Source organism: Trichococcus shcherbakoviae, assembly GCF_963666195.1.
Classification (GTDB): Bacteria; Bacillota; Bacilli; order Lactobacillales; family Aerococcaceae; genus Trichococcus; species Trichococcus shcherbakoviae.
Window position 1 is genome coordinate 2,265,757 of the sequence record NZ_OY762653.1, and the last position, 23,882, is coordinate 2,289,638.

Genomic DNA, 23,882 nt, shown 5'->3' on the forward strand with positions numbered 1-23,882 from the left:
ATCAGGAGGGGAATTCATGGAAACATTGGATTTGATCATCGATTTTCATAAAAGCAACCCGCGCCAAGGTCCCGGCAGCCAACAAAGCACCATCAAAGCGCTGCAGTTTCTGCCGCAATTGACCCCGCAAACGCAACTGCTGGACGTCGGCTGCGGAACCGGCGCGCAGACGATGGTGCTGAGCGAACAGACGCCAGCCCATATCACAGCGGTCGACAGCAGCAAAGAATTTTTGAGCATACTCAAACACAAAGTCCTGCAAAAAGGCATCACGAACCGCTTGACTGTCAAGGAAATGGACATGGAACAGCTGGCTTTCGCTCCGGAATCATTGGACGTCATCTGGGCAGAAGGCGCCATCTACAACATCGGCTTTTCCAGAGGCATCCGTGAGTGGAGACCATTGCTGAAAAAAGACGGTTACTTGGTTGTTTCGGAAATTTCCTGGCTGACGCCGGAACGTCCGCAGATCGTGGACAAATATTGGACCGAAGTTTACCCGGAAATGGGGACGATTGCTGAAAAGACCGCCCAGATCGAGGAGGCCGGCTACATCCCGGTGGCTCATTTTGTCCTGCCCGAATCGGACTGGACGAGCCACTATTACCATTATTACGAGGCCAATGAAGCGGCATTCCTGGAGCGGCACAGCCACAGCGAGGATGCGAAAGCCTTGGTGGAGGAGAACCGCCAGGAAATGAAACATTTCGAAAAATACAGTGCGTACTACAACTACGTTTTCTACATCATGCAGAAACGTTGAAAAAACTGGAAAATAGAGGCGCCCGGTCCGTAGGATGGACAGGGCGCCTCTATTTTTTTTAGGATACATTCTATTTTACAATAAATTCTACTTGGTCAGGAATGTCTTATAGGTACGGTCAATGAAGGTGGCTCCGATCGGCGCGGTCAGGATGATCGCCAAGACGGCGACGCTCAAAATGATGCTGCCGGCTTCGACTCCGGCAGCCAAAGGGATCGAACCGATAGCCGCTTGGACAGTGGCCTTCGGCGTATACGCCATCGCGGAGAAAATGCGTTCTTTTGCATTCAGTTTTGTGCCTGAAACCGCCAGGAAGACGGCCACCATCCGGAAAACTAATGCTGCGAAGATCAGGGCAACTGCCGCGAAACCGGCGCCACGCAAGGCTGTGATGTCGACAGCCGATCCTACCAAAACAAACAGGAAGATTTCCGCCGCGGACCAGATTTTGGAGAATTTGTTATTCAGACGTTTGGCCAATTCCGGGCGTCTTTTCAATAAAGTGGCTCCGACAGCCATGACGCCGAGCAACCCAGAGAAGGGAATGAATTTTGCCAAGGAATCCTCAGCCGTCACCAACAGGAAACTGGCGCTCAGCACCAGCATGACTTTCATCGTGTCGCGGATGTGGAACGTCCTGAAGAGAAAAACGAGACCCAAGCCGATCAGCAGACCGCCAAGCATACCCAAGGCAATCGAAACTGGAACGGAAAGAAGCGTGATTGCCTGGAACCCGCTGCCGGTGTACATGCCCATGAACGAGGTGAACAGGACGATGACATAGACATCATCTACGGATGCGCCAGCCAATATCATCTGCGGAATCCCTTTGGCCTTGCCGTAGCCGCTCTCGATCAGCATGATCATGCGCGGAACAACGACAGCAGGCGAAACGGCCCCAAGGACGGCTCCGAGGATAGCAGCCTCCAATAAAGTGATGCCCAACAATTTCGGCGCCAACAGGATGACCGCCAGAATCTCGAAGGTCGCCGGCAAAAAGGTCATCAGGACAGCAGGACGGCCGATCTTTTTGAGATCGCCCAAATCCACCGTCAGACCGGCGCGCACGAGAATGACGATCAAGGCGATTTTTCGGATATCCGCGGAAATGGCCAGCAATTCCGGCGCCATCAGATCCATTGCGTAAGGCCCCAACAGAATACCGGTCAAAATCAAGCCCAACAAGCCTGGCAGTTGGAGCCGGGTGAAGAGCGAACTGAGAAGAAAACCGAGGATGAGAATAAGCGCGATACTGTATATCAAAAGCTGCACCTCCAAATTTTTCCACTAAAAAAAAGCAGACGACAAACTGCGCCTATTGCGCAGAAGTCATCAGCTTGTATAAGCGGTTTAAGCGATTTGCTAGGGGAGACATTCATTCCCTTGTTATAGATAGAATGATAGCATGTTTTCACGAGGCAGACAAGGGGAATCAGAAATCGCTTCCTTATTTTGGCGCTATTGCCACAGCGAATTACTCCGAGAAGGTGGACCTTGTCAAAATTGCGATAATTCTCTAAAAATGATAGGATGAAAGTAATCAAATTGCACGATTCAAGGCCGGGAACCAGTGACTGTGGGCTTGTGGAATTTCCCGTCCGGCCCTTCCGATAAGTTTTTCCATCAGAAAAATATGAGGTGACGTGTGTGAACGAAGTGAACAGAGAGAAGATTGTGAGCGAACTGAAAAGCATTCCTGCATTGAAAGGCATCGTGGCGTACGGTGGTGGAGACAATATCACGGAATCAGCCATCTTGCTGTATCATGTCGCCGGAGGCTTGTCCAACCAAGAGCTGGAACATGTGATCCACCGATTGGATGATATCGAGGTGCCCATACATTACAAACTAAGAGAAATCGATTCTGTTGTGCATGCCATTTCTGATTGCCTTGACGGTAAGATTACGATCAAGTACGAGAGCGGCCACCCTTTCGGCGTTGTGAACAGCAGCTACGCGGCTGAAATCCATTATGGCCGAATTCTCTGGGAAGCACCGGACCAGCTGGTTACGGCATTGAAGGGGAAGGTTTCAGCGCAGGGAGAGTATCCGGAAAGGCTGCGCCAAGCGACGATTGCTTATTTCATGGAGGAGGCGACACTGGCGCTCGAAAATGGCCATAGTGCAGCTATGCAGGGGGGCATCCATTACGCCAGCGGTAGCTTCTTCCAAGCTGCCTGTTCCTGGGTTCAGGTCATCCATGCATTGAACCGGCAGTTCCTCTTGAGCGAAAAGGGCGGCGTGAAGCGCGCGAACCAGTTGCCGATCAGCCCGAAACAATTCCGCGTGCGCGTGAACCAAGTTTACCGCTATTTCGCCGCGAACAATCCGACGCTGGCCTATTGCGAAATCGACATGCTTGAGCAGGAGATGGCTGTGTTGGTAAGAACTTATGCGGAAGCGTAGATTCGAAAAAATGTTTGCTTGAAATCAGACGAACGCATCATCAGAGTGAGTAACCGAACAGTCGTCTTGAACGGCTGTTTTTTTTGTAATCAGTCCTTGATTTTTGTGAAATCGCTTTCTGAGTGCTAGGCTTAAGGAGAATGAACCAGATCCATTCAAAAAGGGGATAACCAACATGGAAATTTCAAGAATGACCGTAAAGGGTAAAGGATTCGCCAGCGCGCCACCTGACACAATCGCCATTTCACTGCAGTTGGAGGACATCAAGGACACGTACGAATTGGCGATGCAGCATGCCGCTTTGGCGCTTGAGCAAGTCCGGGAAACGTTGTTGCCGCTCGGGTTCCCTAAGAAGGAAATACGTTCCACACATTTCTCGATCGATAGCGCGTATGAACACAGAAATGATTTCCGCGGCGAAAACAAGCGCTATTTCCTCGGCTACCGCTACCGGAACGACTTGAAAATCACCTTCGGAAATGACAGCAAGCGGCTTGGAGAAATTCTATTGGCTCTTTCGCTCTGCGAAGCGGATCCGGAATTTTCGGTCTATTTTTTCCTGAAGGATCGGCATGCGGTCGAGCACGCCTTGCTGGAGGATGCCGTGCGTGATGCCAAGGATAAGGCGCAGATATTGGCTGCTGCGGGCGGTGTCATGATCGGAAAAATCCTGTCGATCGATTACGATTGGGGCGAAATTGAAGTGCGCTCCCGCGTCTATGCGGCTTCATCGAAGATGGCCTACGACAGCGCCCCGATGATCGATCTGGAGCCTGAAGACATCAGCAACAGCGATACCGTGACTGTCGTGTGGGAAATCCTGAATCCACAAAAGGCCTAAAGGCATGTGTTTCGAAATCGAGTAGATATACTTGGCAAACCGAAGACTATCATAATATTTCCGCAATCAGCCAAAAAAATTCTGCAACATAACAGTACAGAAAAACGCCTTGATGGTTTATCCTATACAAAGCAAAGCGGGTTTCTTACAAAAATTCATAAAAACTTCGCATTTGATAAGTATACTGAAACCCGCTAGAAACATCATTAAAGGAGTAATTCCATGAAACTGAAAGAAATGCTGTCTGATTATCAGCTGGGAGAGCAGCCGAATTGGGATGGAGAACAAATAATCACCGGCATTACCGATAGTTCCAGGGACATCATGGAAGGAATGATATTTGTCGCCATCGCTGGCTTTGAACAGGATGGGCATGATTATATCCCGCTTGCAATCGCAAAAGGTGCCGCTTTGATAGTCGGCGAACACGATTGCCCAGAGGCATTACCGATTCCTTATCTAACAGTCGCCAAGTGCTAGGACAATTGGCGGATAAATTTTATGATCATCCTTCGGGCAGGAAACGCGTCATCGGCATAACCGGCACAAACGGGAAGACGACGACCGCTTTTTTCCTCAAGCATCTGTTGGAGCAGCAAGGTTATGGCGTTTCCATGATCGGTACCATCTACAATGAAATCAATGGGATCCAATACCCGACGCCCAACACGACACCGAATGCCGAAAAAGTACATGAGTTGATTGCGGCATCAAAGGATGACTTCATCGTTATCGAAGTCTCTTCGCACGGGCTGGTACAATACCGTCTGGAGGGCGTCGTTTTTGACTACGCCCTGTTCATGAACCTGCAGCACGACCATTTGGATTACCACAAAACGATGGAGGCTTATTTCGAAGCCAAAGCAACGTTGTTCGACAAGCTGAAGCCGGATGGGAAAGCGGTCGTCAATACCGATGACGCTTGGGGCTTGAAACTGGCGCAGCGCTTGGTCACCAAGGGGACTGCGGTCATCACCGTGGGCCATCTGGAGGATGCCGTTATGTCCATCAAAAAAATGACGAACCAAGCGATCACATTGGACATTTCGGGTATGGTGGTGACGCTGGATCCGCATATGCCCGGTGAACACAATCTTTACGATATCGCGATGGCAGGTGCTGTCATTCAGGATCTCGGCTATCCGTTGGCGGATGTTACGGAACAGATGCGCTCTTTTGCGGGTGTGCCGGGCCGTTACGAAATCGTCCATCTGAGAAATGGGGTCCACTGCATCATCGATTATGCGCATACGCCGGAAGCGGTCAGTTCGATTCTGACATCGATGCATAAGGACGGCGCGGAGCGGATCACGCATATCTTCGGATTCCGCGGCAACCGGGATGCGACGAAGCGGGATGAAATGATTTCGGCTTCGACTGGTCAGAGTGGGCATGTGATCTTGACGACTGACGAGCTGAATAGCATTCCGGAAGAAACGATGAGGCAGGAATATGCCGAGTATCAGCAAAAATATACTGGAATCCATAAAATCGACGTCATGATGGACCGGACATTGGCCATCCAAAGAGCAGTGAATGAGGCTCGCGAAGGCGATTGGATTCTGGTGACCGGCAAAGGCCACGAGAAATATAAGACCGCCTATGCTTTACCGGCTGCCTCCGACAAGGAAACAGCGCTGTATCTGAAAAATACATAAAAAAGAGAATAGATGATACCGAAAAACACTGCGTACAGGATGTTTTTCAGTTCTTTTTGTTTGCGGATCTGGCATTTTTTGGGATCTAGGTCCGAACTGGAGCCGGATTCCCGGTGAAGGCCGCCACGCCGGGAAACAGATGCGGATCTGAGGCCGAATTCCCGGTGAGGACCGCCACACCGAGTAATCGCAACAGATCCCTAGCAAGCAGGAAGCACCATGGCAAGCATGAGTAAATACTTCGACAGAATTTATTATTCTGGGTGTTCGGTCTTGCCTAGGACTTTCTTGATTCGGAGGTAGGATGCGGTGAGTTGACCGTACTGGACGGAATCGATATAGTAGTGGAACAAGGGCAAGTCTCCGGAGACGTTTTCCGGTGGCCAGCCCGCAACAGGATAGCACTGAAAAAAGGGAGAATGATACCATGACTGCAACGCAAATGGACAAACAAACCAAAACGGAGCTCTACCAAAAAATGGTCGCTTACCGGCGTGAACTGCATGCGCACCCGGAACTTTCCGCAAAGGAATTCGCGACGACCGAGCGCATCCGCCACTGGCTAACGGAGGAAGGAATCACCATTCTTGATTACCCGCTGGAAACAGGCTTGATTGCGGAAGTCGTGGGTGCACTGCCTGGTCCGACCATCGCGCTGCGTGCGGATATTGATGCTTTGCCGGTCAAAGAAGCAACCGGTCTGCCGTTCGTTTCCGAAACGGAAGGGCTCATGCATGCCTGCGGTCACGATTATCATACAGCCTCCATGATTGGGGCGGCAATCCTGCTTCAGGGTAAAAAAGCGTTACTGAGAGGAACTGTCCGTTTCATCTTCCAACCCGCCGAAGAGATCGCACAAGGCGCGAAGTGGGTCGAAGCAGTCGGGGCTTTGGATGGCGTTTCCGCTATTTTCGGGATGCACAACAAGCCGGATCTGCCGGTAGGCACGATCGGCATCCGTGAAGGCGGACTGATGGCCAGCGCGGATCGCTTCGAACTGGAGATCCACGGCGTCGGCGGACATGCCGGCATTCCCGATTCCACAATCGATCCGATCGTCATCGCAAGCCAGATCATCGCCGGCCTGCAGACGATCATCAGCCGCAACACGAGTCCATTCCACAACGCCGTCATCAGCATCACGCAAATCCACGGCGGTAACTCCTGGAACGTCATTCCCGAAAAAGTCTATCTGGAGGGCACCATCCGCGCTTTCCAAAAGGAAGATCGCGAGAAGATTCCAGCCTTGATGCGCCGGACCGCGGAAGGGATTGCGTCGGGTTTCGGCGCAGTAGCGGATTTCCGTTGGCACCCATACGTTTCCATCGTGGATAATGATGCCCGATTCAAGGCAATCATGGAGGAAACGGCTGCCGAACAAGGCTATCGTTTTGTGGAGCCGAAACCGGTCGCCGGCGGGGAGGATTTCGCGCATTACCAGACGCTGATCCCTGGCTTCTTCGTCTTCATGGGCGTCGATGGCACGCGCGAATGGCACCATCCTGAGTTCAATCTCAAGGAGGAAGCCTTGGCTGTCGCCGCTGATTACTTCTCGGCTTTAGCGATCAAGGTGCTGGACCGATGGAAAGCCTGACAGCATTTATTCGGCAACTGAAAGAGAAAACACATATTTCGAAAGTCCGCGGATATTTTAAATGACCCCCAATTTGCGCTATAATAAAGAGGCAAGCTGCCGATCCGAAAAGCGTCCAGGCAGCGAACCTCAAACTCCAAAATAGAAAGGATCCTCCCTATGGCAGACATCACATTTGAAATCGTCGAAGAACTCGGCGTCCTGTCCACATCCGCAAAAGGTTGGACGAAAGAATTGAACTTGGTCAGCTGGAACGGCAGACCGCCAAAATACGACATCCGCGAATGGAGTCCGGAACACGAAAAGATGGGCAAAGGGCTGACCTTCAGCGAAGAAGAAATGGCAGCCCTCGCCAAAATCTTGAAATAAGCGAAAAAACCAACTGAAGCGAATCGGCTCCAGTTGGTTTTTCGATTTCAACGTTGCATTAAGAATGGGTTGTGCCATTACGTTTCCCGCGTTGATAGAAAAGGAACATCAAAAAAGCGGAAAGCAAGGCGGTGGCGGAACCAAAATAGAAGGGCACCTGATTGTTGAATGTGTCATAGAGCCAACCGCCTATCAGACTGGCCGGCAGCAGCGTCATCCCAAGGATCATGTTGTAGAGTCCCAACCCGGTCCCTTTCTTTTCCTTGCCGATGATGTCAGAGACCAACGCTTTCTGGATGCCGTCCGTGGCGGCGCTGTACAATCCGTAAAAGGCGAACAGGCCGACGATGGCGAAGGGGGTCGAGGCCTTGCCGAAACCGAGATAGATCAGTGAGAACATCAGATAGCCGCCGATGATGATCCGCTTGCGGCCGATTTTGTCGGACAGTTTCCCGAGCGGAACGGCGAAGGCGACTGAAACCGCATTGAACACCAGATACATGATCGGGATGAAGGCATCGCTGACGCCGACGTCGCTCGCTTTGAGCAAAAGCAGGGCATCCGTTGAATTCCCTAACGTGAAAAGGAAAACGATGGCCAGAAAAAGATAGAAGTCCTTAGGGAAATCCCGGAAGGATATTTTTCCTAGTCGTTCCGATTTGGCGCGTTTGGCTTCCTTCACAAAAAAGATGATCGACAAAAGCCCCAGCAATCCCGGAATGGCCGCAAACAAGAAGACGCGCCGGTAGTCGCCGGGGAAAGCGGCCAACACGGCAAAGGCGATCAGCGGCCCGACGATGGCCCCGCTGTTGTCCATCGCTTTATGGAAACCGAAATTCAGACCGGCGTTGTTGTTTTCTTCAGAAGAACCGGCCACAAGACTGTCCCGGGGAGCGGTGCGGATGCCTTTGCCGACGCGTTCGACAAAACGGATCGACAGGACCTGCAAGGGTGTCATCACGAATGCGAACAGCGGGGAAAGGAGCGCGGTGATGCCGTAACCGATGATCATGAAAGGCTTGTTGCGGCCGATTTTGTCGCTCCACCAGCCGGAGAGGGATTTCAGGACGGAAGCGGTGCTTTCGGCGATCCCCTCGATCAGGGAGATTTCGGTTTTTGAAGCGCCCAGTGTCGTCAGAAATAAAGGCAGGATGCTGTAGACCATCTTTGTCGTCGTATCCGTCAGGAAACTGGTCAAGCCGACAAAGAAAACATTGCTTTCGACGCCGAGAATCCGCTTTTTCTTTTTCTGATTATTCGCCATCTCGAAAACCTTCTTTCCGATCATTTCTTTATCTCCATTTAATTCCTTTTCCGGCAAAAAGTCTAGCAGAGCGACCGCGCCCACACAACCATTCCGCGCGATTCGGTCAAATGGATAATCAACCGGATTTTTGGTAAAGTGTACCTATTGAGATGTCCAGGCTGAACAGGGTTGAGGGAGGAATCGGAATGAATAGATTGCAGATCAATCAAACAACATTGTCCTTGGCGAAAGGCGATATCACCCGTTGCGAAGTCGATGCCATCGTAAATGCCGCCAATGAAAGCCTGCTCGGCGGAGGAGGAGTCGACGGCGCCATCCATCGTGCCGCCGGGCCGAAATTGTTGGCTGCCTGCCGGCTTTTGAACGGGTGCCGTACAGGCGAGGCGAAGCTAACACCAGGTTTCCGCCTCAAAGCGACTTATGTCATCCACACAGTCGGACCGGTCTGGCGGGGCGGAACGCACGGTGAAACAGAATTGCTGGCCTCGTGCTACCAAAAATCGTTGGAATTGGCCGACGCCAACGGAATCCGTACGCTTGCTTTCCCGGCGATCAGCACAGGCATTTACGGCTACCCATTAAGTCAAGCAACCAAGATTGCTGTCGGAACCATTAAGACTTATCTGGAAAATAATCCGCAAACAAGCAGCACAGAAATAACCTTTGTCTGTTTTGACGATGCGACAGTGAACGCATACGAGCAGGCATTCGAAGAATTGGAAAGGGGAACTGACTGATGTTTTTATTTTTTGATGTATTGCCGTTCCGCAAGCAACTGGAATACAATCAGACGATTACCTGCAGCCGCTGCGGCCATTTTGGGCGCTATGAGGTCTATCTTGTTGGCAATCGTTTCCGCCTGTTTTTCATCCCGGTCATCACCTTCGGGAAAAAGTATCTCGTCCGGACGACCTGTTGCGATACCTGGTATTTGCTTGATCCACAAGTAGGAAAAGCGATCGAGCGGAAAGAACCGGTATCGATCCGGGACAGCGATCTGCAGATGTATCAGACCGGTGAACCGCTTGAAAGCAGATGTCCCAACTGCGGGGCCTCGTATCCTCAAGGGGCACATTTTTGCCCGAATTGCGGAACGAAAGTGGATGAAATGGAACGCTGACAGAACGCCTATGAAATAAATGAAAGACGATTATCTGAAAGCGTTACAAATTGTTCAATTATGGTATAATGGCACTATCGAAAATTGTAAGGGGTGGTCATAATTATATGTTAACGAACAAGGAAATCAGATCCACAGCCAGAGAATATTTACGCGGCAATTATAAAATGGCGGTCATCAACCTGATTCTTATCACGATCGCGAACAGCACCATGCAATCGGTAGTCAGAACACTGACGGGCGAAAGCGCATTGAACATGCAGATGACAGGGGAAACCTTGCCGAATTGGGATTCCGTCTTCTCGATGCAATCCTCGCCTTTCCAAACGACCCTGAATGTGGTCCTTTCGATCATCGTGTCGCTGATCATCGGCTCCATGCAGATGGGGAACGAATGGGGCTATCTGGATATGCTGGACGGTACACCGCTTTCGTCGGGCCATCTGCTCAAACCGTTTGAAAACCAGTTGTTCAAAACCCTCGGCGTTCTGGCGCTGCAGGCGGTTTATGTCATTCTCTGGTCCGTATTGCTGATCATACCGGGTATCATGAAGCTTTACGCTTTGGCATTATCGAATTTCATTTATTTCGATAATCCGGACATGAAAACGACGGATATCCTGAGACAAAGCGAATCCTTCATGAAAGGCAAGAAGATGAGACTTTTCCAACTGGATCTGACTTACTTTGTTGTTTACCTGATCCCTGTGGCATTGTTCTTTGGTGTCGGAATAGCTGCTTTTAACATGTATGCCGGAGCGGCAACGGCTGACTCAGATGCGTTACTGTATCAAGCGTTTTTGCTGGTAGGGTTGATGTTGGCGGCATTCGCCATCTTCGGAATCCTGACCTTCATCGTTGAGCCAAGAAGAAAAGCAGCACGCGCAGTCTTCTATTCGGAAGTTCTGAAGGAAGAAAACCTTATCCTCGGCTGATCAGCCCATACAATTTCATCGAAATCATCAGCAAAGGAGCGAAATAATGGAACCAAGAATTAAAAGAGAAGCACCAAGCATCACAACCGATTTGCGCAGTGATACAGTGCAAGTTCCTAGCGTGATCCGGAACTGTTCAGGAATCCGTATTTTTGGAAAACGAATCAAATCCCTGATTTTTACGACGGATATCGCCATTATCCTGAATAACGATGCGGATGCCGTCATCGCGGTTTATCCATTTACCCCGCATCCGGCGGTCATCCAAAGCATAGCCAATGTCTCGACCATTCCGATTCTTTCCGGTGTCGGCGGGGGGACGACCCAAGGCAAACGCAGCGCCAACATTTCTTTGTTTTCGGAGGCGCAGGGATCCTTGGCTGTTGTCGTCAATGCGCCTACACCGATTGAAACGATTAAACAGATTGAAGAAACTGTTGATATTCCGATCGTTTGTACGATCGTCACGGAATACATGGATATCCAAGCAAGACTGGATGCTGGTGTCGATATCCTCAACGTCAGCGGAGGGAAAGATACTGCCTATATCGTGAGCCGTATCCGCGAAAATTTCCCCGATGTTCCAATCATCGCGACGGGCGGCCCGACGGATGAAACGATTCTGGATGCGATCAACGCCGGTGCCAATGCCATAAGCTGGACGCCACCTTCCAACGGTGAATTGTTCCGCCGCAAGATGGACAAGTACCGTAACAAAGAGCGCGAGCGCTACATGCAGGAGCACCAAGGCATGACGATCGAAGAAGTCGAAGACTTGGAAGATGACAGAGATTAACCTATTGAAAAAACGCGCAAGCAGTTTGCCAGGATAGTCTGGCAGCTGCTTACGCGTTTTTTTTCGGTATCAGAAAGCTTCTGTTGAACAAGAAGAAATTACAGATCGGAAATCATACCGCCGTCGACGACGAATTGCGAGCCGGTAGAATAGCTCGAATCATCGGACGCAAGGTAGATGACCAGATTGGAGACTTCCTCAGGTTTCGCTGTCCTTCTCAAAGGAATGTCTTTTTCCAATTGTTTGATGTATTCATAAACGTCACCTTGTTCAGCCATCGGCGTTTCGATGATGCCTGGATGGACGGAATTCACACGGATGTTGAACTGTCCAAGCTCTGCTGCAGCACCCTTTGTCATCCCGGTTACTGCGTGTTTCGATGCGCTGTAGGCGATGGCCGTAGGAGCACTCACAAGGCCATCGACTGAGGAAATGTTGACGATCGATCCGATACCTGCTTTTTTCATGGAAGACACAACAGTTTTCATGCCTAGGAACACGCCCAGTTCATCGATTTCGAATGTCAAACGGAAATCCGCTTCCGTCAATTGGTCCAATGTTTTGAAGATGCCGACGCCCGCATTGTTGACGAGCACCGTAACCGGACCGAATTTTTCCTCGGTCAATGCAATGACCTCTTCCCAATTGGCTGATTTTGACACATCCAGTTTCATGAATACGGCATTTTCACCGATTTCCTCAACCAAAGCTTTTCCTGCGGTTTCGTTGATGTCGGTCACGACTACTTTGGCGCCTTCCTCCGCGAATTTGCGTGCATGGCACCCATCCCTTGTGCTGCTCCTGTGATGATGGCTACTTTGTTGTCTAATTTTCCCATTGCAGATAGCTCCTTTGGATTCTTTTTTTGCCGCTCCCTAATTGTTTGGGATAACTTGTATAGGCTTACAATCATGTTATTCCTATAATGAATCGGAATCAATATTATTGCAGCATATTTATTTATTCAAAAATGAAGTGATTCCACAAAAAAATAAAAAGCTGTAAACGTTGTATTGTTAACGCGGTTTGTGGATGTTCTGAACATTTGAACGGAAAATGAACATATGCCATTGCTGTCGACATTGGAATAATTTTATCAATATGAACGCAGTCGAGGATGCGGAGCAAGGACTTGTCTGGTGGCGGGCAGCGTTGTTGCGCGTGGAATCAACTTAAGGAACGGTCGGCTTCAGGTGTATTTTTTTTAAATTATCAGCCAATAATATATAATAAGTGTATGGATGAAATCGATTTTCGGATTGCAGTAAAAGTCTGGGTGGGGTTGGCAGAACCAGAGCCAGCGATGCGAAAAATAGAATATTGGAGGTATTCGTATGAAATGGAAGGGTGGAAGGAGAAGTTCCAACGTTGAGGACCGACGCGGCAGTGGCGGCTTTTCGACGGGTGGCGGCGGACTGGGCATGAGCGGCATGGCGGGCGGCGGAATCTTTGGGATCATCATCATGATCATCATCGCCCTCTTCGGAGGCGGCGACCTGTTTGGCGGTGGCGGCAGCACGCCGACTGAAACGCCACAGACAGGCATCACTGAAACCAGCAACAAGACCGAGGACGAGATGGCCGAGTTTGTATCGGTTGTACTGGCATACACGGAAGATGCTTGGACACAAGAATTTGCGAACAACAACCTGGAATATGTCGAACCGACTCTGGTGCTCTTCAGCGGACAGGTGCAATCAGCCTGTGGTGTGGCCGGTTCCCAGGTCGGACCGTTCTACTGTCCGGCCGACCAAAAACTATATATTGACTTGAGTTTCTATGATCAGCTTTCGCAGGAGTACGGCGCGTCCGGCGACTTTGCGATGGCCTACGTCGTCGCCCATGAAGTCGGACACCATGTCCAGAACTTGCTGGGCATCATGGATCAAGTGCAAAGCAGTCGTAACCAAGTCAGCGAAACGGAATACAACGAGCTGAATGTGCGTTTGGAACTGCAGGCCGATTACTTGGCCGGTGTCTGGGCAAATTATGTCCAGGAGCAGGGTGTCCTGGAGGAAGGCGACTTCGAGGAAGCCTTGCAGGCTGCTTTTGCTGTAGGGGATGATACCCTGCAGAAACAGTACCAAGGCTATGTCGTACCGGACAGCTTTACGCACGGTACCTCCGACCAACGCATGCGTTGGTTCACGAAAGGCTTCGAGACCGGCAATCTGAGCGGTGGAGATACGTTCAATATCGGCTATGATGAACTGTAATTTGGAATAAATTTAGTTGGGCCTGTCGTGCTGCGGCAGGCTTTTTTGAATTCAACAGGGCAATAATATCCTGCTTGTTCATCCGATTGACACAAGCCGTACTAGGGATTATACTATGATTAACACATGAACGAATATTCATATGTAATGCGGAATCATTCCGTTTTCTGATAAATAATACGAATGTTTATGGCTAAGGAGGGGACACGGATGTCTGAGAAAGTTAAGCAGATTGAATGGTATTTGGACGAATTGGATTGCGCCAATTGCGCCAACAAAGTTGAAACCGGCATCGCGAAAATAGAAGGGATCCTCGAAAGCAATGTGAATTTCATGACCAAGACATTGCGGATCGAAATAGAAGAGGATCAAGAGGCTGAAGTTTTGCCGAAAGTGAAACAAAAGCTCAGTATACTGGAGCCGGACATCCATCCGACACTGAAAAAAAGCGGCGCGCCGATCGGGGAGGATGGGCTGCCGGTAATGGCTGCCCGATCAGCTGAGGCAAAATACGCAGAAAATGTCCACGACCATCACGGCCCTGATTCCGAGGATGCTGAAGGGCACACATACGAACATAGCCATGGTCATAGTCATGCGCATGGCGAAGGGGACAAGGACGAAATCCGGAAGTCCTTCATCCGCCTGATCGTCGGCTTTGGGATCCTGCTGGCGGCGATTTTCGCACCGGTCAGCGGAACGGTTTCGTTGGCATTGTTTGTGACCGCGTACCTGATTGCGGGCTACGATATCGTTTGGAGTGCGCTACTGAACATTAAGCACGGTCAGTTGTTTGACGAAAACTTCCTGATGACGATTGCCACACTGAGCGCTTTTTATATCCAGGAGTATCCGGAAGCGGTGGCCGTGATGCTGTTCTACCAACTTGGTGAACTGTTCCAGGATATCGCGGTCGACAAATCCCGCCGCTCCATCGCCGAATTGATGGACATCCGGCCTGATTACGCAAACGTGAAGACAGCAGCCGGCATCGAAAAAGTGGCGCCTGAAACCGTCAAAATCGGCGACATCATCCTGATCCGGCCTGGCGAAAAAGTGCCGTTGGACGGGAAAGTCGTGAGCGGAACCTCGGCAGTCGACACCTCGGCTCTGACCGGCGAATCGGTTCCGCGTGGCGTGAAAGTCGGCGACAACATTTTGAGCGGGTTCATCAACAAAAACGGCGTCATCGAAGTCGAAGTCGAAAAACTTTTCGCTGAGTCCACCGTCGTCAAAATTTTGGATTTGGTGCAGAACGCCAGCGGCCGAAAAGCGCCTACGGAAAACTTCATCACCAAATTCGCCCGCTACTATACACCGGTTGTCGTCATTGCAGCCGTGTTGCTGGCGGTCGTGCCGCCGCTCGTCATCCCTGGAGAAAGCTTCAATGAATGGCTCTACCGAGCCAGCATCTTTCTGGTCATCTCCTGTCCGTGCGCTTTGGTCGTTTCGATTCCGGTCGGCTTCTTCGGCGGCATCGGTTCGGCCTCGCGCAAAGGCATCCTCGTCAAAGGCAGCAACTTCCTCGAAGGCCTGAATGATGTCAAAACGGTCGTGATGGACAAGACCGGAACGCTGACTGAAGGCAAATTCGCGGTAACCCGGATCGAAAGCGCCGGCGAACTGACGGAGGAGCGTTTGTTGGAACTGGCGGCTTATGCGGAACTGCATTCCAGCCATCCGATTGCCGATTCCATCAAGGAGGCTTACGGGAAAACGATAGCCGAAGACCGGATTGCCACCACAAATGATATCCCTGGGAACGGTCTGCAGGTCGTCGTCGATGGGCAAGAGATCCTGGCCGGCAATGCCAAACTGATGGAGAAATTCGGCATCGCACATGCGCCGGCCCACGAAACCGGGACGGTTGTGTATGTCGCTGTGGATAAACATTATGCAGGCTACATCTTGATTGCTGATGCCATCAAGGCTGATGCGAAGGCTACAATCGCCGGCTTGAAGGCGAGAGGCATCCGCACCATCATGCTGACCGGGGATTCCCGCGCGGTGGGTGAAGCAGTCGGAAAAGAAATCGGCATCGATGAAGTCCATTCGGAATTGCTTCCGCAAGACAAAGTGTCGAAGCTGGAGGAAGTGTTGGCAAGCAAACGCAAGGGCGAAAAAGTCATCTTCGTGGGCGACGGCATCAACGATACACCAGTGTTGGCCCGTTCCGATATCGGGATGGCGATGGGCGGATTGGGCTCCGACGCCGCCATCGAAGCTGCAGATATCGTCATCATGGACGATCAGCCATCGAAGATTTTGACCGCAATGGATGTGGCGAAGGAAACACGCAAAATCGTCTGGCAGAACATCATTTTCGCCATGGCAGTCAAAGGGGTGTTCCTTATTCTCGGCGCGTTCGGCGTCGCCACAATGTGGGAAGCCGTCTTCGCCGATGTCGGCGTGACCGTGTTGGCCGTGTTGAACAGTATCCGTATCCTGAAAAAATAATCGTTAGTGTGTGGGGGCCGCCAGCGGCCCCTATTTTTGTCTGCTCCGGTGGACACCGGAGCACCGCGGTGCAAACGAGCGTCAGCTCCGAGGAGCGCATGGCTCACCGAATGTAGTGCGAAGCAAATTTGGCTGAACTCCGGGGAGGCTGCCCTCATCGGAGCTGGAGTCTTAGCTGGGCTTCTGAACTCCGGCGAGGACCCCGTTCCCCGGAGTTCAGGCAAAGCGTCCGCATCAGCGCCTGCCGAAGCGTCCCAAGCGGTTTATCCACACAGCTGTGCTACAATGAAAAAAGAATAAAAAACGAAAAGTGAGTGATGAGATTGGAAAATGGTATCCGCAATTTTGAGTTTCAAAATCCGACAAAAATAGTTTTCGGTAAAGACCAGATCAAGCGCATCAATGATTTGATTCCACAGGACGCGAAAGTATTGATTTTGTACGGCGGCGGCAGCGTCAAGAAATTCGGCACATTCGACCGCGTCGTCGAAGCCTTAGGCAACCGCGAGTGGGCTGAATTCGGCGGCATCGAAGCGAATCCGACCTACGAAACGCTGATTCAGGCAGTCGACAAGATCAAAGCGGAAGGCTATGACTACTTGTTGGCAGTCGGCGGAGGCAGCGTCATCGATGGCGTGAAATTCGTTGCGGCAGGTGCGGTGTTCGATGGCGATCCTGTCGATATGTTCGGCAGCGGTGTCGGCAAGGGCTTGCAGGTCACAAAAGCATTGCCTTTCGGAACTGTCTTGACTTTGCCGGCCACTGCATCGGAAATGAACAACAATTCGGTTGTCACCTTTGTAGAAAAGCAAGCGAAAATCAGTTTCGCCAGTCCACATACTTATCCACAATTTTCCATCCTGGAACCGGAAGCTACCTACACGTTGCCGAAGCGCCAACTGGCGAATGGTGTCATCGATTCCTTTATCCATGTGATGGAGGCCTATCTGACTTATCCGATCGAGGCAAAAGTGCAGGATCGCTGGGCGGAAGGGCTGCTGCAGACATTGATCGAAATCGGCCCGGACGTAGTCGATGAGGACAACCATGACTATGCGACCCGCGCCAATTTTATGTGGACAGCAACGAATGCGCTGAATCGCTTCATTTCACCAGGTGTTCCCCAGGACTGGGCGACGCATCAACTGGGCCATGAAATGACGTTGGCATTCGGGATCGACCACGCGCGTACGTTATCGATTGTCCTTCCGGCCATGATGAAAGTCCGCAAGCAGCAGAAGTGGGACAAACTGCTTCAGTATGCGGAACGCGTGTGGGATATCCGCGGTGATTCCAATCTGACCGATGAAGAAAAAATCGATTTGGCGATCAAAAAGACCGAAGACTTCTTCGCTGGCCTTGGGGCACCGATCCGCTTCGCCGATGTCGATCTGGATGAAACCGACATTCCAGACCTTGTGGAAGCACTCGTCCGCCACAAGAAAGAGAACATTTCCGAGCGCGGTGACTTCACTACAGAGGATGCAAGAGCCGTTTATACAGCCGCACTTTAAAATCTCTTCTATCTTTCATTACATCGAACTCCCTTTAACTGGGGAGTTTTTTTGTGCATTTTGCTCATGTTAATTTAATAATTTTTAAAACTAACATAGTGGCACTCTATAATCTATGGTAATATTGAAGAAAGAGAGCATCGGAGTCAACAGGAAAGAAGGGTTGCCAATTGGAGAATAACGAGAGCATTTTCGATACAATTTGCCGGATGCGGGATGAACAGCCGGGTCTGCCTTATCGGTTCCAGGATGAGCGGACGGCTGGGCAAAAAGATGTGCTTTATGTCCTTGCATCCGAAGGGATCCCGTTTTGGCGGAAAGAGGATTTGGCGAAGGAGTGCTGCGGCATCCTCAAGGACCTCGTCCACAAAGAAGAGGCGATCCTGACAGACCCTGTTCTGCGCCATTTTCTGGAGCATTATCCGATCTGCAGTTATTTCCTTGAATTGCGCGAAAGAGTGAGGATTACTTTGGAAGCGGAATCAGGCGCACGGGAGCGGTTGTACCATCTCGGCATGCGGCTCGCCCGCAGCGGCACCGATCCGGAACAGGTGAAACTGGGCATCATCCTTCTGGGCTTCTTTCCGTATGATACTACCAAACAGATCATGCGCACACTGGGTTACCACAGCGAGTACACTTTGTACGTGCTCGAGAGCATCCAGTATGTTTTCCCGCTGCAGAACAATTTCATCTTCGAATTGGCCAAGCAAACTGTCGGTTACGGAAAACTGGCGGCCATGTTCCTGCTGAAGCCGGTCACTTGGGAGCAGCAACACTGGATGATGCATGAAGGCATCAAGAGCGATTTCCTCGCCAACATCTACGCCAATCTCTGCATCCAGAAAACGGATATGCGCGCCTATTTCAAAAAGACCGAGATCACTGCAGCCAATTTCACGGATTTCGCTTATCTGATCTGTTACGCCGACTACAACAATGACAGCTTGACCCTCGATGCCCAGCTGGACTTCCTGTATAAGTTCATCGACAAGCGTGATTATGCGGCAAGCTTCATCGATCTGGGCGCGCTCGTCAGCATCTGGTATCAGGCAGTCGACTATTGGCAACAGGATTACGACTTCATCAGTCAAAATGAAACGAAATACCGCCGCACCAAAACCATGTGGGATACCCGCATCGCCCGCTACGAAAAGCTGGTGCATAAAGTTGAGAGTTTCCTGCATCAGCCTAAATGGCGCCACATCGTCTATCAGGAAATTTCCGCCCCGAAGGAATCGGATAGTCTGATTATGAAAGTGCTCGTCTATCTGAACATGCACCCCGATTTTCCGGCTTTCATGGAAGTGCTGAGTAGGCAACCGTTGGGATTCAACATGCTGGATTTCTTCCTGAAAATCAATCCCGAATTCTATTTCGACGATGTCTGCGAATACCTGGAAGCGATCCTGAACCCGGAGCTCTACACGCTCCCTCTGGAAACCGAAGAGCCGGAAAATCCGAGCGTCACGGATCTGATGCGCGCCGACGAATGGTTGCTGCGCCTGTTCGAAGTGATGAGCGAGAAACGCAAATACAACGAAGCCTGGTGCATCCGCGGCATCCATTACCGTCATGCCGGCGTGCGCAAAAAAGCGGCGCAGGTGCTGCAACAGCACAGGAAAAAATGGTCCGACCAGGTGGAACATGAACTCCGGATTGCGCTTGAGAAGGAGCCGAACATCAAACTGAAGCGGCAGATCGACAGACTCTTGCAGCCGGAAAATCTGAAGAACCAAAAAGAAAGTCGTTATCTGAAGGCAAAGCAGCCGCCGTTGAGCCATGCCCACACGGACAAGGAATTGCTGCATACCTATATCGCCGGCACGCAGTTTCATGAGCTGAGTGGAGTCGCCGATTTCCTGAAACCGGGAGATTTGCTGCAGCTTGTCCGCGAGGCCGATAATTCCTATGACGCGAATGCCATCGCCGTTGCGACCCAAGCCGGCTACATGCTGGGTTATGTGCCGCGCTCGGAGAATCCCGTCCTGGCCAGTCTGCTCGATGCCGAGGAGCGTCTTTATGCGATCCTTGAATCGCCGACAGTCGAGATGGAACGGCCGAAAATCACGATTGTCCTGAAACGCACCTTTTTCCAAGCGCAACCGAATGAGCAGGGCCAAGGCATCATCCTGCCGTTCCCACCGCCAAAGAAAAAGAAATACGAATAAGAAAAAGAAAAGCGGAACGAAGAGGAACACCGAAAGAACAGGGTGTTCCTCTTTTTGCGCGGAAATGAACTTGACTATTTCGCGGGAAAGTCGAAAATGGGAAGAGAGCATTAAATTGACAGAAGGGGGAGCAAATATATGAATTTTGGGAAACTGTTGGGGACTTTGATTGTGGCATTCATCGGAGGCTGGGCTGGGATCCGTTTCCGCGTGCCGGCCGGAGGGATGATCGGTTCGCTGATCGCAGTCGCCATCTACAATTATTTTTCGCAGATGGGCTATATGCCGGCCAATCTGAAGATCATCGGTCAGATCATCATCGGCGGGACCATCGGCATGAACTTCACGAAAAGCAGCTTGGCCGAAATGAAACAGGTGTTTTTCCCTGCCGTTACTTCCGTACTGATTTTGTTGACGGTCGGAGTGATTGCGGGCTACATCCTGCACAAAGTGGCTGGAATCGATCTGATCACAGCCTTGCTTGGGACTTCACCGGGCGGATTGACGGATATGACCATCCTGGCGGCGGCTTTTGAGGCGGACACGATCGTCGTCTCCTCCATCCATCTCGTCCGGCTATTCTCTGTCATACTGTTGATGCCGATCTTTGTCCGATTCATCAGCACGTACATAAATAAATAAGCAAAAATGGCCGTTTCGAAGAATCGGACAAGCGCAATGCGTTTGGAGCACTGTTTGTCCGATAACCGCGAAGAATCGGACAAGCGCAATGCGTTTGGAGCACTGTTTGTCCGATAACCGTGAAGAATCGGACAACCGCAACAAAAAAGCGACGCCGTTTGTCCGATAACCGTGAAGAATCGGACAACCGCAACAAAAAAGCGGCCGTCTCCAAGAGACGGCCGCTTTTTTTGACTGAAGCAACTATTGTTATTCGTATTTCTTCAGGAAGAACAAGCCCAGCGTCCCCAGCCCGGTATGCGAGCTGATCGTGGAACCGATCGTGTTCACATAGATGCGGCGCGGATGGAAATGCTCTTCGATGTATTGACGCATTTCTTCGACTGCTTCGGCATCGTCGCTGTGGCAAAGGAAAACGTTCTGTTCCTGGATCATGTCCGCTTCATCGCGCAAGCGTTCATACATCCGGTTCAGGACCTTTTTGCGCCCGCGCAGTTTTTCGACGGGTACCAATTCACCATTGATGACTTCCAATAACGGTTGGATATTCAGCAAGCCCCCAAAAAAGGCGCTGGATTTCGAAAGTCGGCCGCCTTCGGCAAGATAATTCAAATCCTTGACCGTAAACAGAGATACGACGTTGGCAGACGTGAAACGGACACGCGATTCAATCTCATCCAAAGTAAAACCAGCCTCGCGCATTTCGATTGCTTCTACGACGGACAAGCCTTCACCGACGGAAGCACTCATGGAGTCGACAATCCGCAGATCAAAGTCCGGGAACTCCTCTTTCAGTTGTTGGTAAGCCAGATAAGCGGCCTGGTAAGTGCCGGAAAGTTTGGCGGAAAGGGAAATATAGATGCCCGATTCGCCGGCTTCCGCCGCTTTCCGGAAACCTGAAAGGAATTTCTCCAATGACACTTGGCTCGTTTTCGGATGACCGCCGCGTGCGATCATTTCGTAGACTTTATCGGCTTGGATTTCGATTATATCTTCGTATTCGCCGGTATCCAGCAGAGTGGTCAACGGGAAGACTTCCACATCATTCTCCTGCAGATAGGCATAGGCCAGATCACAAGCACTATCGGTAAATATTTTCATCAGTAACGCCTCCTCTAGCGCGAGTTCTTTCACGGGATATTCCGTGGACTACTCTACAGTATAACACGTTTCGGCCGTTTGGAAAATTTCAGCGCTACGGCTTCATGAAGTGGGCCGGAGCGGAGTCAGGAACAATCGGTCAATCGTTCAATTCGCCGAGTTCCTCTTTGATCAGCAGCGCCGTCTTCTCGGGGATGCCCAATGCTTTGAGGTCTTCGTAGCTGGCTTCGCGGATGTTCTTCATCGTCTTGAAATGCTTCAGGATCTTCGTGCGGGTTTTCGGCCCGACGCCTTCGATCTGGTCCAATTGCGAAGCGATGCTGTTCTTGGCGCGCACTTGGCGGTGGAAGGTGATTGCGAAGCGGTGGACCTCTTCTTGGATCCGCTGCACAAGATGAAAGGCTTGGCTGTTCGGACTGAGTTCCACGATTTCATCCTTCTCGCCGAAGATGAGCGAAGAAGTCTTGTGCTTCGTGTCCTTGACCATGCCAGCCACCGGTATGTCCAGTCCGAGCTCGTCCTCAAGCACTTCCTTGGCGGCATGCACCTGCACTTTGCCGCCGTCCATCAGGATCAGATCAGGCATGGCGCGTCCTTCGCGCAGCAAACGGCTGTAGCGGCGGCGGATGACTTCCTGCGTCGTCGCGAATTCATTGCTGCCTTCGACAGTTTTGACTTTGTATTTCCGGTAGTTTTTGCGTTCCGGCTTGCCGTCCTTGTAGACGACCATCGCTGAGACCGGGTTGGTTCCCTGGATGTTCGAATGGTCGAACGACTCGATAATCTCCAGATATTCGATGCCGAGCGCCTCCGAAAGTTCCTGGATGGCGCCGACCGTCTTGTGGGTGTCGCGCTCGATCAGCATGAACTTCTCAGTCAGCGCCAGTTCGCTGTTCGTGATCGCAAGATCGAGGATGCTGCGCTTGCTGCCGCGGACAGGCGTGTGCACTTTCGTTCCGAGCGCTTCCTGCAGCAGCTCGGTATCGACGCCTTTCGGTACGAGGACTTCCTGCGGCAGGATGTGATTGGGATCCTGATAGAACTGCATGATGAAGGAAGCCAGCTCTTCCTCCGGCGTGTCGTAGCAAGGGAAAAGGGCAGCTTCGCGCTTGATGATCGAAGACTGCCGCAGCAGGAACACCTGGATCGACAGCCAACCTTTGTCCATATGGAAGGCGAAGACGTCGCGGTTTGTGTAGTCGCGGGACATGACCGTCTGTTTTTCGACAGTCGCCTCGATGTAGCTGATCTGATCGCGGTAATCGGCAGCCTGTTCGAAGTTCAGGCTGTCGGCGGCGCGGTGCATCTTTTCCCGCAGATCCTTTTTGATTTCCTTGACTTCGCCGTTCAGGAAAGCGGCGATCCGTTTGATCTGGGCATCGTATTCCTCTTTAGACACCTCATGGTCGCAGCAGCCGATGCATTGGCCCATATGGTAATAAAGGCAGGCGCGTTTGGAATTCTTGGCGCACTTGCGCAGCGGGTAGATCTTCTGGATGAATTCCTGCGTCTCCGTCGCCGCGTAGACGTGCGGATAGGGACCGAAGTAGATGCCGCCGTCATCCTCGACAGTCGAAGTGATGAGAAGCTGCGGATCCTTTTCGTTCGTGACCTTCAGATAGGGATACATCGTCCCTTGCTTCAGCTTGATGTTGTATTTGGGCTGGTAACGCTTGATCAGGTTGATCTCCAGCAGCAGCGATTCCTTGTTCGTTTTGGTGACGATCGTTTCGAACCGGTCGATGTCCGCGACCAACAGCTGCGTCTTGCCTTCGTGCTTGCTGTGGAAGTACGATTTCACGCGGTTCTTCAGATTTTTGGCCTTGCCGATGTAGATGATTTCGTCATCCTTGTCCCGCATGATGTAGCAGCCGGGCAAGTCGGGCAGCAACGCCAATTTTTGGTTGATTTCTTCTCTGCTCATCCGTTTCAATCCTTTTACTTTTAGTTGAGAATAGTATAACATGAATGGAAACATACGTTCAGCCGTTTGATTCCAAATGAAGGTGAACGCAGTCATTTTGGGGACACA

At 51.1% G+C, this 23,882-nt stretch carries 21 protein-coding genes and 1 riboswitch; of the genes, 16 read left to right on the top strand and 5 right to left on the bottom strand.

All coding sequences use genetic code 11. The features are described from left to right. The first annotated feature begins 16 nt into the window (after positions 1-16). On the top strand, positions 17-763 hold the full coding sequence (locus tag ACKPBX_RS10850; protein WP_119094118.1) for a class I SAM-dependent methyltransferase: 747 nt from the start codon (positions 17-19) through the stop codon (positions 761-763). 87 nt (positions 764-850) lie between these two features. On the opposite strand, the gene ACKPBX_RS10855 is transcribed toward ACKPBX_RS10850, so the two are convergent. Continuing rightward, positions 851-2,035, bottom strand: a complete 1,185-nt coding sequence (locus ACKPBX_RS10855; protein WP_233436881.1) for a cation:proton antiporter domain-containing protein — start codon at positions 2,033-2,035, stop codon at positions 851-853. A 44-nt stretch (positions 2,036-2,079) separates the two neighbouring features. Continuing rightward, positions 2,080-2,155, bottom strand: a riboswitch (Fluoride riboswitch). Positions 2,156-2,410: 255 nt separating this feature from the next. On the opposite strand from ACKPBX_RS10855, the gene ACKPBX_RS10860 reads away from it, so the two are divergent. From ACKPBX_RS10860 to ACKPBX_RS10885, 6 genes are all read left to right on the top strand, one after another. Beyond that, positions 2,411-3,169, top strand: a complete 759-nt coding sequence (locus tag ACKPBX_RS10860; RefSeq protein WP_319995350.1) for a hypothetical protein — start codon at positions 2,411-2,413, stop codon at positions 3,167-3,169. A 175-nt stretch (positions 3,170-3,344) separates the two neighbouring features. Continuing rightward, the gene (locus tag ACKPBX_RS10865; protein ID WP_319995351.1) at positions 3,345-4,010 is read left to right on the top strand and encodes an SIMPL domain-containing protein; all 666 of its coding nucleotides are present in this window, start codon (positions 3,345-3,347) and stop codon (positions 4,008-4,010) included. 222 nt (positions 4,011-4,232) lie between these two features. Next, on the top strand, positions 4,233-4,490 hold the full coding sequence (locus ACKPBX_RS10870; RefSeq protein WP_319995352.1) for a Mur ligase domain-containing protein: 258 nt from the start codon (positions 4,233-4,235) through the stop codon (positions 4,488-4,490). 5 nt (positions 4,491-4,495) lie between these two features. Then, positions 4,496-5,668: a Mur ligase family protein gene (locus tag ACKPBX_RS10875; RefSeq protein WP_319995353.1), complete on the top strand. Its 1,173-nt coding sequence runs from the start codon at positions 4,496-4,498 to the stop codon at positions 5,666-5,668. Between the two features lie 427 nt (positions 5,669-6,095). After that, positions 6,096-7,262, top strand: a complete 1,167-nt coding sequence (locus tag ACKPBX_RS10880; protein ID WP_319995354.1) for an amidohydrolase — start codon at positions 6,096-6,098, stop codon at positions 7,260-7,262. Positions 7,263-7,421: 159 nt separating this feature from the next. Then, positions 7,422-7,631, top strand: coding sequence for a YdbC family protein (locus ACKPBX_RS10885; RefSeq protein WP_119094125.1), 210 nt, complete (start codon positions 7,422-7,424; stop codon positions 7,629-7,631). 58 nt (positions 7,632-7,689) lie between these two features. On the opposite strand, the gene ACKPBX_RS10890 is transcribed toward ACKPBX_RS10885, so the two are convergent. Continuing rightward, entirely contained in the window at positions 7,690-8,919 is a 1,230-nt protein-coding gene (locus tag ACKPBX_RS10890) for an MFS transporter (RefSeq protein ID WP_319995355.1), read from the bottom strand. Between the two features lie 164 nt (positions 8,920-9,083). On the opposite strand from ACKPBX_RS10890, the gene ACKPBX_RS10895 reads away from it, so the two are divergent. The 4 genes from ACKPBX_RS10895 (at position 9,084) to ACKPBX_RS10910 (ending at position 11,749) form a co-directional block, all read left to right on the top strand. After that, entirely contained in the window at positions 9,084-9,635 is a 552-nt protein-coding gene (locus ACKPBX_RS10895) for an O-acetyl-ADP-ribose deacetylase (protein ID WP_319995356.1), read from the top strand. After that, positions 9,635-10,018, top strand: a complete 384-nt coding sequence (locus tag ACKPBX_RS10900) for a zinc ribbon domain-containing protein (protein WP_119094128.1) — start codon at positions 9,635-9,637, stop codon at positions 10,016-10,018. The genes ACKPBX_RS10895 and ACKPBX_RS10900 overlap by 1 nt, the downstream gene beginning before the upstream one ends. Before the next feature lie 107 nt (positions 10,019-10,125). Continuing rightward, a complete protein-coding gene (locus ACKPBX_RS10905; RefSeq protein WP_319995357.1) occupies positions 10,126-10,953 on the top strand; it encodes a DUF975 family protein in 828 nt (275 codons plus the stop codon). Between the two features lie 46 nt (positions 10,954-10,999). Continuing rightward, positions 11,000-11,749 carry a hydrolase gene (locus ACKPBX_RS10910; RefSeq protein ID WP_319995358.1) on the top strand — a complete coding sequence of 250 codons (750 nt, stop codon included), beginning with the start codon at positions 11,000-11,002 and terminating at the stop codon, positions 11,747-11,749. Between the two features lie 98 nt (positions 11,750-11,847). Here the strand turns inward: ACKPBX_RS10910 and ACKPBX_RS10915 are convergent, their stop codons facing one another. After that, positions 11,848-12,489, bottom strand: a complete 642-nt coding sequence (locus ACKPBX_RS10915; RefSeq protein WP_319995359.1) for an SDR family oxidoreductase — start codon at positions 12,487-12,489, stop codon at positions 11,848-11,850. Between the two features lie 594 nt (positions 12,490-13,083). Between ACKPBX_RS10915 and ypfJ the strand changes: the two genes are divergently transcribed. The 5 genes from ypfJ (at position 13,084) to ACKPBX_RS10940 (ending at position 20,749) form a co-directional block, all read left to right on the top strand. Continuing rightward, positions 13,084-13,965, top strand: a complete 882-nt coding sequence (gene ypfJ, locus ACKPBX_RS10920) for a KPN_02809 family neutral zinc metallopeptidase (RefSeq protein WP_319995360.1) — start codon at positions 13,084-13,086, stop codon at positions 13,963-13,965. Between the two features lie 210 nt (positions 13,966-14,175). Beyond that, positions 14,176-16,422, top strand: a complete 2,247-nt coding sequence (locus ACKPBX_RS10925; RefSeq protein ID WP_319995361.1) for a heavy metal translocating P-type ATPase — start codon at positions 14,176-14,178, stop codon at positions 16,420-16,422. Between the two features lie 317 nt (positions 16,423-16,739). Then, entirely contained in the window at positions 16,740-17,936 is a 1,197-nt protein-coding gene (locus ACKPBX_RS10930; RefSeq protein ID WP_319995362.1) for an iron-containing alcohol dehydrogenase, read from the top strand. A gap of 170 nt (positions 17,937-18,106) precedes the next feature. Continuing rightward, a complete protein-coding gene (locus ACKPBX_RS10935; protein ID WP_319995363.1) occupies positions 18,107-20,107 on the top strand; it encodes an HIRAN domain-containing protein in 2,001 nt (666 codons plus the stop codon). Between the two features lie 138 nt (positions 20,108-20,245). Next, on the top strand, positions 20,246-20,749 hold the full coding sequence (locus ACKPBX_RS10940; protein WP_068561339.1) for an AbrB family transcriptional regulator: 504 nt from the start codon (positions 20,246-20,248) through the stop codon (positions 20,747-20,749). A 249-nt stretch (positions 20,750-20,998) separates the two neighbouring features. Here the strand turns inward: ACKPBX_RS10940 and ACKPBX_RS10945 are convergent, their stop codons facing one another. Then, positions 20,999-21,850, bottom strand: coding sequence for a DegV family protein (locus ACKPBX_RS10945; RefSeq protein ID WP_319995364.1), 852 nt, complete (start codon positions 21,848-21,850; stop codon positions 20,999-21,001). 139 nt (positions 21,851-21,989) lie between these two features. Further along, positions 21,990-23,774: an excinuclease ABC subunit UvrC gene (gene uvrC, locus ACKPBX_RS10950; protein ID WP_319995365.1), complete on the bottom strand. Its 1,785-nt coding sequence runs from the start codon at positions 23,772-23,774 to the stop codon at positions 21,990-21,992. Positions 23,775-23,882 lie beyond the last annotated feature (108 nt).

Excerpts from the sequence above, each read along its gene's own strand:
- ypfJ (WP_319995360.1), top strand. The coding sequence starts at position 13,084 with ATGAAATGGAAGGGTGGAAGGAGAAGTTCCAACGTTGAGGACCGACGC.
- ACKPBX_RS10880 (WP_319995354.1), top strand. The coding sequence starts at position 6,096 with ATGACTGCAACGCAAATGGACAAACAAACCAAAACGGAGCTCTACCAA.
- ACKPBX_RS10930 (WP_319995362.1), top strand. The coding sequence starts at position 16,740 with ATGAGATTGGAAAATGGTATCCGCAATTTTGAGTTTCAAAATCCGACA.
- ACKPBX_RS10865 (WP_319995351.1), top strand. The coding sequence starts at position 3,345 with ATGGAAATTTCAAGAATGACCGTAAAGGGTAAAGGATTCGCCAGCGCG.
- ACKPBX_RS10910 (WP_319995358.1), top strand. The coding sequence starts at position 11,000 with ATGGAACCAAGAATTAAAAGAGAAGCACCAAGCATCACAACCGATTTG.
- ACKPBX_RS10890 (WP_319995355.1), bottom strand. The coding sequence starts at position 8,919 with ATGATCGGAAAGAAGGTTTTCGAGATGGCGAATAATCAGAAAAAGAAA.
- ACKPBX_RS10905 (WP_319995357.1), top strand. The coding sequence starts at position 10,126 with ATGTTAACGAACAAGGAAATCAGATCCACAGCCAGAGAATATTTACGC.
- ACKPBX_RS10885 (WP_119094125.1), top strand. The coding sequence starts at position 7,422 with ATGGCAGACATCACATTTGAAATCGTCGAAGAACTCGGCGTCCTGTCC.
- ACKPBX_RS10940 (WP_068561339.1), top strand. The coding sequence starts at position 20,246 with ATGAATTTTGGGAAACTGTTGGGGACTTTGATTGTGGCATTCATCGGA.
- uvrC (WP_319995365.1), bottom strand. The coding sequence starts at position 23,774 with ATGAGCAGAGAAGAAATCAACCAAAAATTGGCGTTGCTGCCCGACTTG.
- ACKPBX_RS10870 (WP_319995352.1), top strand. The coding sequence starts at position 4,233 with ATGAAACTGAAAGAAATGCTGTCTGATTATCAGCTGGGAGAGCAGCCG.
- ACKPBX_RS10900 (WP_119094128.1), top strand. The coding sequence starts at position 9,635 with ATGTTTTTATTTTTTGATGTATTGCCGTTCCGCAAGCAACTGGAATAC.
- ACKPBX_RS10850 (WP_119094118.1), top strand. The coding sequence starts at position 17 with ATGGAAACATTGGATTTGATCATCGATTTTCATAAAAGCAACCCGCGC.
- ACKPBX_RS10945 (WP_319995364.1), bottom strand. The coding sequence starts at position 21,850 with ATGAAAATATTTACCGATAGTGCTTGTGATCTGGCCTATGCCTATCTG.
- ACKPBX_RS10925 (WP_319995361.1), top strand. The coding sequence starts at position 14,176 with ATGTCTGAGAAAGTTAAGCAGATTGAATGGTATTTGGACGAATTGGAT.
- ACKPBX_RS10895 (WP_319995356.1), top strand. The coding sequence starts at position 9,084 with ATGAATAGATTGCAGATCAATCAAACAACATTGTCCTTGGCGAAAGGC.